Source organism: Bradyrhizobium sp. HKCCYLRH2060, from assembly GCF_051168135.1.
In the GTDB taxonomy this organism is placed as follows: domain Bacteria; phylum Pseudomonadota; class Alphaproteobacteria; order Rhizobiales; family Xanthobacteraceae; genus Bradyrhizobium.
Map to the genome: position 1 here is coordinate 284,750 of NZ_JBNPUK010000002.1, position 14,024 is coordinate 298,773.

10 protein-coding genes and 1 tRNA gene are annotated in these 14,024 nt (G+C 61.9%); 8 read left to right on the plus strand and 3 right to left on the minus strand.

Annotation, left to right across the window (positions count from 1 at the left end; genetic code table 11):
* Window positions 1-144 precede the first annotated feature (144 nt).
* Window positions 145-1,059: a septal ring lytic transglycosylase RlpA family protein gene (locus ACQR10_RS05090; protein WP_316215803.1), complete on the minus strand. Its 915-nt coding sequence runs from the start codon at window positions 1,057-1,059 to the stop codon at window positions 145-147.
* A gap of 970 nt (window positions 1,060-2,029) precedes the next feature.
* Between ACQR10_RS05090 and ACQR10_RS05095 the strand changes: the two genes are divergently transcribed.
* From ACQR10_RS05095 to ACQR10_RS05110, 4 genes are all read left to right on the plus strand, one after another.
* Window positions 2,030-2,119, plus strand: a tRNA-Ser gene (locus ACQR10_RS05095).
* 186 nt (window positions 2,120-2,305) lie between these two features.
* Window positions 2,306-2,638 carry a hypothetical protein gene (locus ACQR10_RS05100; protein ID WP_316215802.1) on the plus strand — a complete coding sequence of 111 codons (333 nt, stop codon included), beginning with the start codon at window positions 2,306-2,308 and terminating at the stop codon, window positions 2,636-2,638.
* Window positions 2,639-2,899: 261 nt separating this feature from the next.
* On the plus strand, window positions 2,900-5,260 hold the full coding sequence (locus ACQR10_RS05105) for an AAA family ATPase (protein WP_316215801.1): 2,361 nt from the start codon (window positions 2,900-2,902) through the stop codon (window positions 5,258-5,260).
* Window positions 5,244-6,596, plus strand: a complete 1,353-nt coding sequence (locus tag ACQR10_RS05110) for an McrC family protein (protein WP_316215800.1) — start codon at window positions 5,244-5,246, stop codon at window positions 6,594-6,596. Before ACQR10_RS05105 ends, ACQR10_RS05110 begins: the two co-directional genes overlap by 17 nt.
* A 173-nt stretch (window positions 6,597-6,769) precedes the next feature.
* Here ACQR10_RS05110 and ACQR10_RS05115 read toward each other — a convergent pair whose 3' ends face one another.
* Entirely contained in the window at window positions 6,770-8,065 is a 1,296-nt protein-coding gene (locus tag ACQR10_RS05115; RefSeq protein ID WP_316215909.1) for a hypothetical protein, read from the minus strand.
* A 399-nt stretch (window positions 8,066-8,464) separates the two neighbouring features.
* Window positions 8,465-9,196, minus strand: a complete 732-nt coding sequence (locus tag ACQR10_RS05120; protein ID WP_410051398.1) for a Spy/CpxP family protein refolding chaperone — start codon at window positions 9,194-9,196, stop codon at window positions 8,465-8,467.
* 390 nt (window positions 9,197-9,586) lie between these two features.
* On the opposite strand from ACQR10_RS05120, the gene ACQR10_RS05125 reads away from it, so the two are divergent.
* The 4 genes from ACQR10_RS05125 to ACQR10_RS05140 all read left to right on the plus strand — a co-directional run bounded on the left by ACQR10_RS05125 (window position 9,587) and on the right by ACQR10_RS05140 (window position 14,018).
* Window positions 9,587-10,927, plus strand: coding sequence for an ABC transporter substrate-binding protein (locus ACQR10_RS05125; protein WP_315799987.1), 1,341 nt, complete (start codon window positions 9,587-9,589; stop codon window positions 10,925-10,927).
* Between the two features lie 124 nt (window positions 10,928-11,051).
* Window positions 11,052-11,987 (plus strand): carbohydrate ABC transporter permease, encoded by a 936-nt coding sequence (locus ACQR10_RS05130; RefSeq protein WP_315799988.1) that lies wholly within the window; start codon window positions 11,052-11,054, stop codon window positions 11,985-11,987.
* Window positions 11,987-12,898 (plus strand): carbohydrate ABC transporter permease, encoded by a 912-nt coding sequence (locus ACQR10_RS05135; protein ID WP_315799989.1) that lies wholly within the window; start codon window positions 11,987-11,989, stop codon window positions 12,896-12,898. The genes ACQR10_RS05130 and ACQR10_RS05135 overlap by 1 nt, the downstream gene beginning before the upstream one ends.
* A 19-nt stretch (window positions 12,899-12,917) precedes the next feature.
* A complete protein-coding gene (locus tag ACQR10_RS05140) occupies window positions 12,918-14,018 on the plus strand; it encodes an ABC transporter ATP-binding protein (RefSeq protein ID WP_315799990.1) in 1,101 nt (366 codons plus the stop codon).
* Window positions 14,019-14,024 lie beyond the last annotated feature (6 nt).

Consider the following 14,024-nt stretch of genomic DNA (forward strand, 5'->3'; position numbering starts at 1 on the left):
TTCCCAACAGGACTTTTCGCAACAGGACTTTTCGCAACAGGTCTTTTCGCAAAAGGTCTTGGCGGCTCGGTCGAATCGAAACCGCCCCGGCGAGGGACGGCTGGTTCGACGTGCGAGATCGTATTCCGTGAGCGTATTGCGTGATCAGTACAGGCCGCGGCCGCCGAGGATCTCGCGGGCCTCATCCGCGCCGTCGTATGCGCTGGTCGGCGTCACGTAACGGCCGGCCTGATCGTAGGACACGGCACGCGGATTATCGAGGCTGCGTCCGCGGCTCCGGCTGGAAGCCGACATCTCCGACGTCGCCGCGACCGACGCCAGGTCGGCGGAGGTGTTGCCGAGTGTGTAGGGACGCCCCTCGGGCAGCGGGACTTCGCCGCGAATCGGACGACCTGCGCCAATCTCGGGAACGAACGGCTTGGCGGAGGCGACACGGACCAGGGACGGCGCCGGCGCCGGGATGCCGGTGCGCAGGGTCGCCATCAGCTGGGTATCGTCGGACCCTTCGAGAGGCGCACGGCCGACATATTCGACGCGGACGCGGGCGATGCCGCTGCCCTTGAACTCGAGCAGATCGGCGGCCTTGTTGGAGACGTCGATCAGCCGGTTGCCGTGGTACGGGCCGCGATCGTTGATGCGGACGATGAGCGATTTGCCGTTGGCGAGATTGGTGACGCGGGCGTAGCTCGGCAGCGGCAGGGTCGGATGGGCGGCCGTCAGCGACGTCATGTCGAAGACCTCGCCATTGGCGGTCAACCGGCCGTGAAAATCATCGCCATACCAGGAGGCCAAGCCCTCGGCGCGGTAGTTGGTGTCCTCTTCGGGAACATAGGTCTTCCCGGCCACGGTATAGGGCTTGCCGATGCGGTAGACGCCGCCGCCCTTCGGCACCGGCTCGCCGAATCCGACGACGCGCGGGCTCGACGATACGCCGTATTTCGGATCGACCTTGCTGGCGAACTTGTTGGACGAGGCGCAGTTCGCGACCATCAGGCAGGCGAGGATGGCGACGGCACTGCGCACCGCTCTCTCGACCGGATCTGTTTGACCAATCCCCATCGACCCCAATTACCAATGAGCCGGTCGCAGCCGAGCCATCCCATCAGGCCCCCGCGTCCCGGCTTGTCCCCGAGTCGCATCCCCGCAACTCAATACACAAGGATAACGCAACCCGAACACGGCGGAAATGGGGTGGGCCCCGCCGTGGTTAACCGGAGCTTTCCAGCGGTTGTGACGCGGACGATGGCCGCCCAGGCGTGCACTCCGCTGCGCCACTGTGTTGCGAGTGCACCTTTTTGGACACATATGTTGCGTGAAATCCTCACCTGGGAGTGTTCTCATTTCGCGGGACCTGAATCATTTTGACTGTGCGGGGCTGCACGTCGTTTGCTTCACGTGGGGCGCAACAGGGTGTGTTCGCTATGATCGAAGCAATGACGGCAGTGATGGGCTTGGTTGGCGCCGGGATCTTCCTTGCTCATGCGTTTGAAGGGGTCCGCTCGCGGGCCTGATTCCGGACGGATCGGACAGCCGACGCCATGGTCGGCTCTCGTCCGCTTCGATGTTTGCGTCCGCTTCAATAACGACACTTCAGGAGCATCCCTGAAGGTGACAGTTTCGAACAGCAGGTTTTTTCGACCAGCAGGTTTTCAAGACCGCTTCTTTTCCGGTCCTCCGCTTCTTCGATCGGCTTTTTTTCAATCGACCCTTTGAGATCGACCTCGGCGATCTAACCGAGGCCGGACCGGCAACCCAGCCGCAGCAGGTGGCCCATGCGACACCGAGATCTAGGACGTCAGGATTGGCTCACGGGCAGCTTTCTCGCCCTGACGGCATTGAGCATGGCCGTCTTGTGCTCGGGCCTGATGGTTTTCGCGCTCAGGTGAGCGCGAGCTTTGAGATTGATGGCGTCCGGGCAGGCGTGAATGCGCCGTTGACGAGCCGCAAGCCCACCCCCTAAACAAGGATCGCGTCGATCCCGCCCCGCCGTGGCGTGGATGTCGCCGACGTCCCGGACACGACGCCGGATGGAAGGGTGGCCGAGTGGTTTAAGGCACCGGTCTTGAAAACCGGCGTACCCGCAAGGGTACCGTGGGTTCGAATCCCACCCCTTCCGCCAGTTCAGAACAGAAGTGGCACGCCGCCTGTAGCCGATTTTATCCCTGCCTCGCCGGCGAGTGTCCGCAGCAAATTCCCCTTCGATCTATGGGCGAGAGTGCGACCCAGCTCGCAGCGGTAGCCGCCGCCAGGAAGGCGGATGCGTTCACGGGCTCCCTTCACGAAGGCCGCAATATGAGTGAGGGCGATGGTGGCTCCGAACCCCTCCCCACTTGGCCGCGCGCCGGGCGTCGACCTGAGCCGGGTCGCGAGTGACCTTAAAGGGCGATCTGCTCGCGGCGACGCTCGGCACGGTCCCGACGAGCGTGGCACGTGGGGAGCGCGCAAGCGAACAGCGTTCGACGGCGCGGATATTGTGTTTCTCGACCCGGACAATGGCATCGGCGCGGATAGCGAGAAGCAAGCCACCCTCTCCGAAATTCGTTTGCTAAGGAAGCCCGACGGGGCGATCGTCTTCATCACCTTTCCCGGCAGAACCATGCCGCATGACGCAATTCTTCGGCGACTCCACGAAGGTTAGCTGGAGAAGCTGATGCAGAAAACGTCATTTAACCTCGACGCCGAGCTGATTGCCGCCCGCAAAGCTTCGCCAAGGCGTTCGCAGCCATTCAACCAGTCCAAGCTGTGCTGGATGGTATCAAGTGAGTGTTCAGCGAGGCATACCACCGCCGGTGGCGGCAGCCATAGAGCGCGAGCAGGTCGGATGATAGATTGGATCAACGGCGTACCAACGGAGCCGTTGGTTGCAAGGTTGAATGCCGAATGAGATGGACAGAACCGCATGAGCGCAGCAATTCTTGAACCGCATATCATTAATGATCTGAAAGCTGTGCTTAGCCATGGCGTCGCTCCCGGCGAGTTGCTGACGCCATCGCAGATCGAGCAGCAGACCGCGCTGTTCCGTGATCGCTTTGGACCGGCCGTACTGCGCGAGCTTGACGGTGAAGCCTTGCTGCGTCGGATGCATGGGCGCCTGAGTGGTGAAACTCGGTGCTTGGCCTATTGGCTGGAATTCAAGAACGATGATGAGTTTTCCGGCAACCAATTTGGCGGCATCGGTGGTGGATCAGCGCTAAAATTTGGCATCTACCAGCGCCAGAGTGACAACGCCTGGATGACGGGGTCGCCGAAGGCACAGAACGTCCTATCCCTTGAGGACGCCATCGACTTTGCTCGAAAACAGAGAGACCAATTGGTGGCTGGGGCTGATGTATTGTCGGCGCTGAGCGTTGGCGATACGTCGGATGAGACGTACGCCAAACTTCAAGCTGCCATGGAGAAGGCCGCTCCAAAACTGGCGCATGATGGATGGGCTCACAAATACTGGTTTCTTATCTGTCCTGACAGGATCGATGTTTACCATAGCCCTCGTTATCAACGATTTCACCTCTTCAAAATTCTGCAAATGCCTCCCGATGGGGTCGGCATCCTAGATGGCAGTTCACCGCGCTTTATTTGCGCGGGACGTTTCATTGCTGCCGCGCGGGAACTCGGGGTGCCGGTCACAACACTCAACGCCATCCTGAATCGGCGGGATGGTGCCTTCCACCGCTATTGGAAGGTGGGCACTACGGAAGGGAGCGAAGGCGGAAGCCACTGGGCAGAAATGCGTGATGGTGGGTTCGTGTCCATCGGTTGGTCTGAGCAAGTGCCCGATCTGTCAGAAACGATTGGTCAGGACAAGACAACCGCGAAAAATCGAATCCGAGACTTTCTGCTTCCCGTCTACCCTACCAACGCGGGTGTCGCATTTAGAAAGGCGGGGGAGATACTTAATTTCGTGCAAGAAATCTCAGAAATGGATTTCGTGCTGGCATGCGAGGGGCAAACCGTACTGGGCGTCGGGAAAGTTCGCGGGCCTTACGAGTATGACGGCGGCCTAGGCTTCCCGCACAAACGCCCTGTTGAGTGGCTTACCCTCGACTCCTGGCGAATGCCAGAACAAGAAGGACCCCGGACGACGGTTTTTGAACTCGGCAGGAGCGCAGCCAACCTGCTTGAGCTTGAGCAGCGGCTATCCTGGAGAAGTCCTGCGCCTGCCACCGCACCCACGCCGCGTCTAGTTGTGCCTGCCGCGGAAACCGCACCCATGCTGCCGCTTGATCCATTTGCCGCACGAATTGAAGCCATTCTACGACGCAAAGGCCAGGTGATATTGTATGGCCCGCCAGGCACGGGTAAGACCTATCGCGCATTGGCAGTCGCTAACGAACTCGCCGCCCGCCATGCGTTCAGAAAGAGCTTTGTGGATCTGACCGAACCTGAGCGCGGGACCGTCACCGATGGCGACGGGCTCGTGCGCGTTTGTACCTTTCATCCCGGATGGGGTTACGAGGACTTCATAGAGGGTCTGCGGCCTACAACAGTTAATGGCCAGATGGTTTTTGAGCCGCGTGACGGCATCTTCAAGCGGCTCTGCGCAGACGCGGCCAAGCAATCAACTAGGAACTTTTTCCTTGTCGTGGATGAAATTAACCGTGGCGATCTCCCGAGAATATTTGGAGAGCTATTGACGACGATCGAGTACGATAAAAGGGACCGGCAGATCACACTGCCGGTCACTGGGACATTGTTTTCCGTGCCGAAGAATGTCTTCATCATCGGCACAATGAACACGGCTGACCGTTCCATATCAATAATGGATACCGCGCTCCGGCGGCGTTTCGGTTTTGTTGAGTTGATGCCCGAGAGCAATTTGCTGGCTGGGCGGAAGGCGGGAGGGCTGCTGCTCGGTGCGTGGTTGGATGCACTTAATGCGAGACTTCGCGTCTACCTCAAACGGGACGCCAGAAACCTTCAAATCGGTCACGCCTATTTAATGCCACCGCAGCCCATTACCTCGGTAGCAGAGTTTTCTCGCGTCTTACGAGACGACATCATCCCCCTGCTTGAAGAGTACTGCTATGATGATTTTGGGATGCTCAGAGATATACTCGGTGGTGAGTTGGTCGACGTGGAATTTGGACGAATTCGAGAAGATATATTTGGCCAGAACCGAGAAGGGGATCTAATTCAGGCCGTATCATTCGAGGAGATGCAGCCTCTGATAGTTGATCAGGATCCGGTTGATAGCGCGTTGGCGGGCGAGCCTTCTGATATTTCCTCCGACGACAGCGAGGGTGACGATGAATCCGCGCCCTGATAGGACGCGGTCCTTCGTTGTCGAGCTAGCGGAATGGGACCAAACGGGGCCTGCGCAGGACGCCCGCTTAAGAGGCTATTCTCTGGCGGATGATATGGAGGCCCGCCGCCTGGTCGAGACGCTGCGTAACCGGCTGGATATCCGCGAAGGATACGACGGACTCGAAATCACCAGCACGTCCTTCGTCGGCCGTGTGGACGTTGGGCCGCTTTGCATCGCAATTGGCCCAAAACTTCCCGCGATGCCGCTGGCACGACTGCTGCGATATGCTTATGGGTTACGTGACGTCGCTACGGTCAAGGAGACAAGGTCGCCTACCACCCGACACGGTCTGCACGACTTGCTGGTTGCGTTGCTCGCGGCGGAGGTAGAGGAACTGCTGCATCGCGGTCTGGTCCGTCAATACATTCCATTGTCTGAGAAGCTGGAAAGCCCGCGTGGCCGGATTCTGATAGATCAAATGATCCGTGAAGGAGGCGTAAGAGAGGCTCGACTTCCCTGTAGGCACTTTGAAAGGCGTGGTGATTGGCATTTAAATCAGGTTTTGCGAACGGGCCTTGAGGCTGGAGCGCGACTGACCGAGGATCGGAATCTTCGACGGCGCGTGCATCAACTGTCGTCTATGTTTGAGGATGTCGAATATTTGGCGAACCTCCACACTGACGATATAGACCGAGCCGAACGTGAACTTACCCGCTTGACTGCGGCCTGTCGGCCAGCGTTGACGATCATCCGGCTACTACATGACATGCTGGGCATCTCTTTCGATTCTGTGCAGCCCGCAAGCCGAATGCCCGGTTATCTGTTCAACATGAATGTATTCTTCCAACGTCTTCTGTCCCGGTTTTTGCGCGACAATCTTGCCGGTGTGCGCATCGCGGACGAACTAGCGATCCGGAACCTGTTTGCGTACGCGCCCGACGCTAATCCGAGGCGACGTCGCGCTCCGGCACCGCGTCCGGACTACGCTATGTTCTATGGCAATGCGCTGCACGGGTTCCTCGATGCAAAATATCGCGACGTTTGGGAACAGGGGCTACCAGCAGAGTGGCTGTATCAACTTTCGATATACGCACTTGCCTCGCCCAGCGAAGTTGCTGTGCTGCTGTATGCCTCGATGTCTACTGAAGCACATGACGAACGCGTGGAAGTTCGCCAACCCGTATCGTGGTCCAACAGGCGGCCGGCGTCGGTCATCTTGCGTCCAGTGCCACTAGGCTACCTCGCCGAACTTCTCGACCCCGATAGAGCAAGGAATTTGGCTAACGAGCGGCGGCGCTTGGCACACCAATTGATTGCGCCCAAAACTCGTAACGACTACCCGCTCGCGTCTTAATGGTCGTGTCTCATCGCTTTTCGTCCCATGGTGTCGCTCATAGGGCTATGGCGTAGGCATAGTACTCATCTTCATCGAGCGTGGCCCGCCAAATCTTCTTCCATAAGGCCGCGAGCGCGCCCGCAGCCTCCCCTGCTCAGAGCCCCCGAGCCCAGTCAAGCACTCGACTGCGCTCAATGGCTTGCCTGCCGTGCGTGGTGGCCGTTCACCACGCCCGCCGCGTCCGGCGTCACGCCCACCCGCTCCATCAGTTCGCGAACGTCGCGGATGCGGCTGTCGAGCAGGCCGTGCATCTCGGTCAGCGTCCAGCGCAGCTCATCCACCGCGCCCGGTGCCGCGTCGGGAAAGTGCGAGAGATGATAGATCATCTCGTTGAGCACCTGCCGCAGCCCGTACAGGTCGTCATGGGCGAGCTTCTGGACGTCGAGCTGGCCGAGCAGCCGCTGCACGAAGCTGCGGCGATCCGGCGGTACGTGGCGCAGATCGACGAACCGGTTGACGTGGAAGGCGCGCGGCGCCTCGGCGCTGCCGGCCGCGTGGGCCAGCGCGAGGCGCACGCTGTCCGCGTTGAGGTCCTCGGTATCGACGGAGAGCGTGTTCGGGAACAGGCTCTTGTGCCGTTCGATCAAGGCGTGGGTCTTGTCGTAGTACCAGCCGAACTTGTCGGCCAGCGACAGATCCATCCATTGCTGCTTCGACATCTCTCCGAAGTGGACAGCGGTCGGACGCTTGCGCTGCGCGGCCGGCGTGTCGGCGTAGTAAAGGTGATTCTGCGGCGACAGCTCCGCATTCTCCACCAGGCTCGCGATGCACGCCGCCCGATCGCGCCGGCGCAGATGCACCAGCGTGACCTGGTCGCCGAGGAGCTCGGCGATGATCGGCAGCACGGCCGCGTAGCCGTTGCCGACGACGCATGCATGCGGGCAATCGAGGATCGTCTGACGAATCTGATCCGCGACGCCGGGATCGTTGGTTTCCTTGAGCTCGCAGAACAGCTCGTTGAGCTCGCTCGACGCCCATTCGTGCACGGCCCTGTCGCCGTTGCCCTGGTTGTCGAACACCTCCTGCATCATCCGCGCGAGCGACGTCGTGCCGTCCCGACCGGTGCCGACGCACAGCACCCGCAGCGCGGAAGGCGGAGAATTCCTCAAGGCCACGTCACGGCGATTGCCGGAGGGGCGCGTCGCTCCATTGTCCGAGACCACGGCCGGACGCTGGCGCGTCAGCCGGCGAAGTTCCGCGGATGCCGCCTCCCACTCCAGCCTGTAGCCGTCGCGCTCGTCGCGCAGGCGGCCCATGATCACGCCCCTCTCTTCGGTGATGCGCCTGTACCGCTCGGACTCATCCTTCGCGGCGATCAACTCCGCTTGCAGCGCATCGACGAAGCGTTTCACATCCTCATCGAGGCGGCTTTCGGTGCTGGCGGTGCCAATCCCCAACCGGCCCTCGATCCATCGGCGCAGTCGCACTCTCGACAACAATCATCCTCCAAGACATCGAGCCGAACGGCCTGCTGATCGTCTGCCGTGCGATCGCTGCTGCGAATCAGCACGCCTGCGAAGACCGCCTTGCCGGCTCCGGCTCTCTACGTAATACAATTGCAATGTACATCAAAATGCGTCGCAGTTCGGTTGCAGAAGCAGCGCTGATGGGCCGGGACGTTGCGCGAGCACCCCGCTCGTGCTCGATAAATGTGCACGCCGCTGGAGCCTGCTTTCTCCCGGTCAGGCCGTCAACGCGACCAATCGTTATTCTTGGGGTATTAAAATACCGTAGCGCGGTGCGGCCGCGGTGATCATGCGTCACGGCATGCCGCAGGCGCCGCTGCTGCCAACGGACACAGCCGCGGCGACGCCAACTCCGTCGAGCTAGTCCAGTCCGCGCTCGCGACTGAGCCGCACCATCTCGTCGATGAAGATCTGCTTCTGCCTGTCGTCGAGGCTGGTGAAGAGCGGCTCCGACGCGTCGGCCACGGCGCGCTGGTCGGCGGCGCGGTCGACCAGGAACTGAGCCTCGTTGCGCATCTGCTCGACGATGTCATCCGGCGGGTCGCGCTTCGACCGCGCGATGCGCAGATCGAGCCTGTCAGCGCCGTTGCGGCCGAGCGCGTGCATCGCATTCGCGAACGGACCCCAGTTCTTCGCCTGCTCTTCCGTCAGGTTCAGCCCGGTCTTCAGCCGCTCGACATTGCTGTCGCTGTTGGCGACGATCTGTTCGGCCGTGAGTTGCGGGGCGCCTGGCTGCGTCAGCATCGGCGTCGCCTTGGCGACCTTGCTCGTCTTCGCCGCCTTGGAAGGCTTCGCCTTCCTGGCCTCGGCCGGCGGTGCCGCGGGCTGCGCACTCTGCTGGTCGTTGTTGCCGGTGAACGCCCCGGTCACGCCGGTGACCACGCCGACGACACCGCCGATCGCGCCACCGAGCACACCGCCGACCGGGCCTGCCGCCTTGTTGCCTTCGCGCGCGCCCTGCTCGACGCCCTTGAACAGGCCCTGCGCGGCAGGCTGACGCGGTAGGCCCACGAGGCCGACGAGGCCCACTGACACTCCTATTGCGATGCATCCGAAAGACCGGCGCCAGATGCCGGCGGGGCTCGTCACCATCAGTTCATGCTCCGTGCAACACGTCCGACCGTCTCGCGACTTGCCGGTCGTGACGGCCATGATTCCAACGAATTCTATCGTTGCCGCACCGCGCAAGTCCATCTGTCGCACGCAGTGCGATGCATCCAACGCGTCCAGCTACATCGAGTCCTGTTCTGCCGTGACGCGCTTTGCGCTGCAGCGCTCATCGTTGCGATGCAATCAGTTGCGAGACCTGCGACGATTGTGCCCGCCATTAGTTCTAGGATTCGCTCCACCTGCTTTCTCGACAGCCGCTCGCAATTCTGCTCTGATTGCACCCAAGCGAAATCCATGCGTCGCATGACGCGACGCAACAACTAACAAATCGGATTCGCACCCAAACGCTTGGCTCACCAGGGAGGGAACGCCATGTCACGGAGGAAGCTGAACCGCCGACAATTCGTTGCTGCGACCGCTGCCACCTCGGCGGTCATGATTGCCGCGCCCTATGTGCGCGGCGCCTACGCCGCCGGCAAGCTCTCGATGGGATTCTGGGACCATTGGGTTCCCGGCGCCAATCAGGCTTCGACCGATCTCGTCAACGAATGGGCTGCCAAGGAGAAGGTCGAGGTCCAGATCGACTACATCACCAGCCAGGGCAAGAAGCTTGAGCTCACCATCGCTGCCGAGGCGGCGGCCGGTTCGGGCCACGACATTCTCGCCCATCCCACCTGGTGGCCGCAGGCCTATGCCAATCAGCTCGAGCCCGTCAACGACATCATGGAGCCGATCGTCAAGGAGAATGGCTCCGTCAACGGCACCGTCAAATATCTCGGCCAGGCTGGCGGCAAATGGCTCGCGGTGCCGGCCTGCGTCGGCAGCCAGATCAAGGGCCCTTGCACCCGTATCGATCTGATGAAGAAGCACGCAGGGATCGACGTGCAGGAATTGTATCCCGCCGGCAGCCCGCCGAAGGCCGACAGTTGGACCACCGAGACGTTCCTGAAGGCGGCGGAGGCATGCCACAAGGCCGGCGTGCCGTTCGGCATCGGTCTCGGCGAGACGACCGACAGCGTCGATTCCGCCGGCGCTTTCTTCCAGGCGTTCGGCGCCGATCTCGTCAACGCCAAGGGTGACGTGACGGTCAAGACCGATGAAGTCCGTCAGGCGCTGGAGTTCTACAAGCGGCTGATTGCCGTGCTGCCGCCCGACGTCGCGGCGTGGGACGACGCGTCCAACAACAAATGGCTGGTGTCCGGCAAGGGCGCGATGATCATGAATCCGCCGAGCGCCTGGGCGGTCGCCAAGCGCGATGCGCCGCAGGTCGCCGAGCAATGCTGGACGCACGGGTTCCCGGCGGGCCCGAAGGGACGCTTCGCACCCTTCTTGCCGTACTTCTGGGGCATCTGGGCGTTCTCGAAGAACAAGGAAGCGGCCAAGAGCCTGATCGTCCACCTCTCGAAACCGTCTTCGATCGAAAAGATGGTGGTGGCCAGCGGCGGCTACGACCTGCCGGCCTACGAGAAGCTGACGACGCTGAAGGTGTGGGCCGAGGCGGCGCCGCCGAAGGGGACGCTGTTTCACTATCCCAACCCCTATAATCACCAGACGCTGTCGATCGCAGCCTCTCCTGCTCCGCCCAAGATCGCGCAGCAGATCTATGCACAGGCGACGATGACCAAGATGTGCCTGCGCTACGCCCAGGGCGAGAAGATGGAATCCACCCTCGCCTGGGCCGAAGGCGAGTGCGAAGGCTTCATGCGCAGCTGAGGCATGCTCGAAGCAACGCCGGCGGTCCGCTTCAGCAGGCGGGCCGCCCCCTTTCACCTCGTCAGTGTTTCCCATCCAGTGAGGACCCCGCCGTCGCAGGGGACATCACGAGGAGCCCTTTGTCATGGTTGATGCCGCCATCGGTGAAAACGCCGTCGCCCGCCCTCGTGCGGCCCGCCGCAATGGTCTGCACAGGGCGCTGAAGCGGAAATCGACCGCCGCTTTCCTGATGACGCTGCCGCTGATCCTGCTGATCGTGCTCCTGGTCGTCTATCCCGCCCTGTATTCGGTGCATCTGGCGACCCTGAACAAGTCGATGCAGCGCTTCGTCGGCTTCGGCAATTTCGAGTTCCTGTTCAAGCGCGACACGTTCTGGCTGGTCGTCAAGCAATCCTGCATCTTCGCGATCACCGCCGTCGTCTTCAAGGCGCTGATCGGCTTCATCGTCGCGCATTTCGTCCACAACATCCCGGCCAAGGGCCAACGCAAATGGCGCGGCATGCTGCTGGTGCCCTGGGTGATTCCGCCGGCGATGAGCACGCTGGCCTGGCTGTGGCTGTTCGACCCGTCCTACAGCGCCTTCAACTATACGCTGTCGTTCTTCGGCATCGGCCCGATCCCGTGGACCGGCGATGCCGCCTGGGCGCGGTTCTCGGTGATCCTGGTCAACGTCTGGTACGGCGCGCCGTTCTTCATGATCATGTACCTGGCCTCGCTGAAATCCGTCCCGGACCAGCTCTATGAGGCCGCGGCGATCGACGGCGCCAATTGGTGGCAGCGGATCTGGTACGTGACCCTGCCGATGATGCGCAACATCATCGCCATCACGACGCTGTTCTCGCTGATCGTGACGTTCGCCAACTTCGACATCGTCCGCATCCTCACCGCCGGCGGCCCGCTCGACAAGACGCACATCTTCGCGACCTGGGCGTTCCGCGTCGGCATCGAGGGCAGCGACATTCCGCTCGGCGCCAGCGTCTCGCTGTTCATGGTGCCGATCCTCGCGGTCGCCGCCATCTTCATCCTGCGCGACGTCAACAAGCGGGGGAACGAGTCCTGATGAGCACCATGACCGTCGACAAGGCCGGCCCGACCCGCAATGTCAAATACGGCTCGATGAGCCGCGACCGCGCCTGGGCGCTGCGCTGGTCGTATTTCTTCCTGACGCTGTTCGCGATCTTCTCGCTGGTGCCGCCGCTCTACATGCTGATCACCTCGCTGAAGGGCAGCGCGGAGATCTCGGCGGCGACCAACCCGTGGTGGGTGTTCCACCCGACGCTGGAGAACTATGTCGGGCTGCTCACCTCGAACCAGTTCCTGCGCTTCTTCTTCAACTCCGCCATGGTCTCGATCATCGTCGTGATCATCACCATGCTGATCAGCATTCCGGCCGCGTTCGCACTGTCGCGGATGAAGTTCTGGGGCTCGGCGACGCTGGCGACCGGCGTGTTCCTGACCTACCTGATCCCGGACAGCCTGCTGTTCATTCCGCTGTTCAAGATGTTCGCGCTGGTCGGCGACGTCACCGGCATCCAGTTGATCAATCGCTGGTACGTGCTGCTGTTCATCTATCCGACGCTCACCGTGCCGTTCTGCACCTGGATCATGATCGGCTATTTCGCCTCGATCCCCAAGGAGCTCGACGAGGCCGCCATCATCGACGGCGCCTCCTGGCTGCAGACCTTGACGCGGATCTTCATTCCCGTCGCCCTGCCCGGCCTGATCGCGGCGACGATCTTCGCCTTCACCGTCTCCTGGGCGCAGTTCCTGTATCCGCTGGTGTTCACGACCTCGACCGACCAGCTGGTGCTGCCGGTCGGCATCGTCACCACCCTGATCAAGGGCGACGTCTTCAACTGGGGACAGATCATGACCGGGGCGCTGCTGGGCGCGGCGCCGCCGCTGATCATCTACGCGTTCCTGATGGACTACTACATTGCCGGGCTCACGGCCGGCGCGACCAAGGGCTGAGGACGGGAGTTGATCTGACATGGCTGAAGTGAGCTTGCGCAAGGTCGTGAAACGCTACGATGACGTCGAGGCCGTCCGTGGCATCGATCTCGACATCGCCGATCACGAGTTCGTCGTGCTGGTCGGCCCGTCCGGCTGCGGCAAGTCGACGACATTGCGGATGATCGCAGGGCTCGAGGACATCTCCGACGGCGACATCACGATCGGCGGCGACGTCGTCAACGACGTGCCGCCGAAGGACCGCGACATCGCCATGGTGTTCCAGAACTACGCGCTCTATCCGCACATGACGGTGGCCGAGAACATGTCGTTCGGGCTGCGGCTGAAGCACTATCCGAAGGCCGAGATCAAGAGCCGCGTGGCGGAGGCCGCGCGCATGCTGGATATCGCCGACCTCATCGACCGCAAGCCCAAGCAGCTCTCCGGCGGCCAGCGCCAGCGCGTCGCGATGGGCCGCGCGATCGTGCGCAATCCCAAGGTGTTCCTGTTCGACGAGCCGCTGTCGAACCTCGACGCCAAGCTGCGCGTGCAGATGCGCATCGAGATCAAGAAGGTGCACCAGAAGGTCCGCACCACGACCGTCTACGTCACCCACGACCAGGTCGAGGCGATGACCCTGGCCGATCGTGTCGTGGTCATGAACAAGGGCCGCATCGAGCAGATCGGCACGCCGAACGAGCTGTACCACAATCCGGCGACACGCTTCGTCGCCGGCTTCATCGGCTCGCCCGCGATGAACTTCGTGCCGTGCCGGCTCGAGGAGGCCAATGGCCGGCTCCACATCCGCCTCACCGATCGGATCGCCTTTCCGCTGCCGCCCGCGCGCGCCGCGCGCTATCAGTCCGTGTCACGGAATGAGCCGCTGCTGCTCGGCATCCGGCCGGAGCACATCACCGAGACCAAGCCGCATGCGGAGCCTGGGATCGAGCCGTTCGAGGCGCTGCTCGACGTCACCGAGCCGATGGGCATGGAGACGCTGGTCTACTTCACCCTCAACGAGACGCCGGTCTGCGGGCGAGTCAACCCCAATGCCGGCGCGCGGGATGGCAGCCCTCTGCGCATGGCAATGGACCTCAACAACATGCACCTGCTAAACGAGGCGACCGGGCTCGTGATCTGACGAGCA

What these genes read in the sequence shown, in the direction of transcription:
- ACQR10_RS05090 (WP_316215803.1), bottom strand. Translation starts at nt 1,059, where the DNA reads ATGGGGATTGGTCAAACAGATCCGGTCGAGAGAGCGGTGCGCAGTGCC.
- ACQR10_RS05100 (WP_316215802.1), top strand. Translation starts at nt 2,306, where the DNA reads ATGGTGGCTCCGAACCCCTCCCCACTTGGCCGCGCGCCGGGCGTCGAC.
- ACQR10_RS05105 (WP_316215801.1), top strand. Translation starts at nt 2,900, where the DNA reads ATGAGCGCAGCAATTCTTGAACCGCATATCATTAATGATCTGAAAGCT.
- ACQR10_RS05110 (WP_316215800.1), top strand. Translation starts at nt 5,244, where the DNA reads ATGAATCCGCGCCCTGATAGGACGCGGTCCTTCGTTGTCGAGCTAGCG.
- ACQR10_RS05120 (WP_410051398.1), bottom strand. Translation starts at nt 9,196, where the DNA reads ATGGTGACGAGCCCCGCCGGCATCTGGCGCCGGTCTTTCGGATGCATC.
- ACQR10_RS05125 (WP_315799987.1), top strand. Translation starts at nt 9,587, where the DNA reads ATGTCACGGAGGAAGCTGAACCGCCGACAATTCGTTGCTGCGACCGCT.
- ACQR10_RS05130 (WP_315799988.1), top strand. Translation starts at nt 11,052, where the DNA reads ATGGTTGATGCCGCCATCGGTGAAAACGCCGTCGCCCGCCCTCGTGCG.
- ACQR10_RS05135 (WP_315799989.1), top strand. Translation starts at nt 11,987, where the DNA reads ATGAGCACCATGACCGTCGACAAGGCCGGCCCGACCCGCAATGTCAAA.
- ACQR10_RS05140 (WP_315799990.1), top strand. Translation starts at nt 12,918, where the DNA reads ATGGCTGAAGTGAGCTTGCGCAAGGTCGTGAAACGCTACGATGACGTC.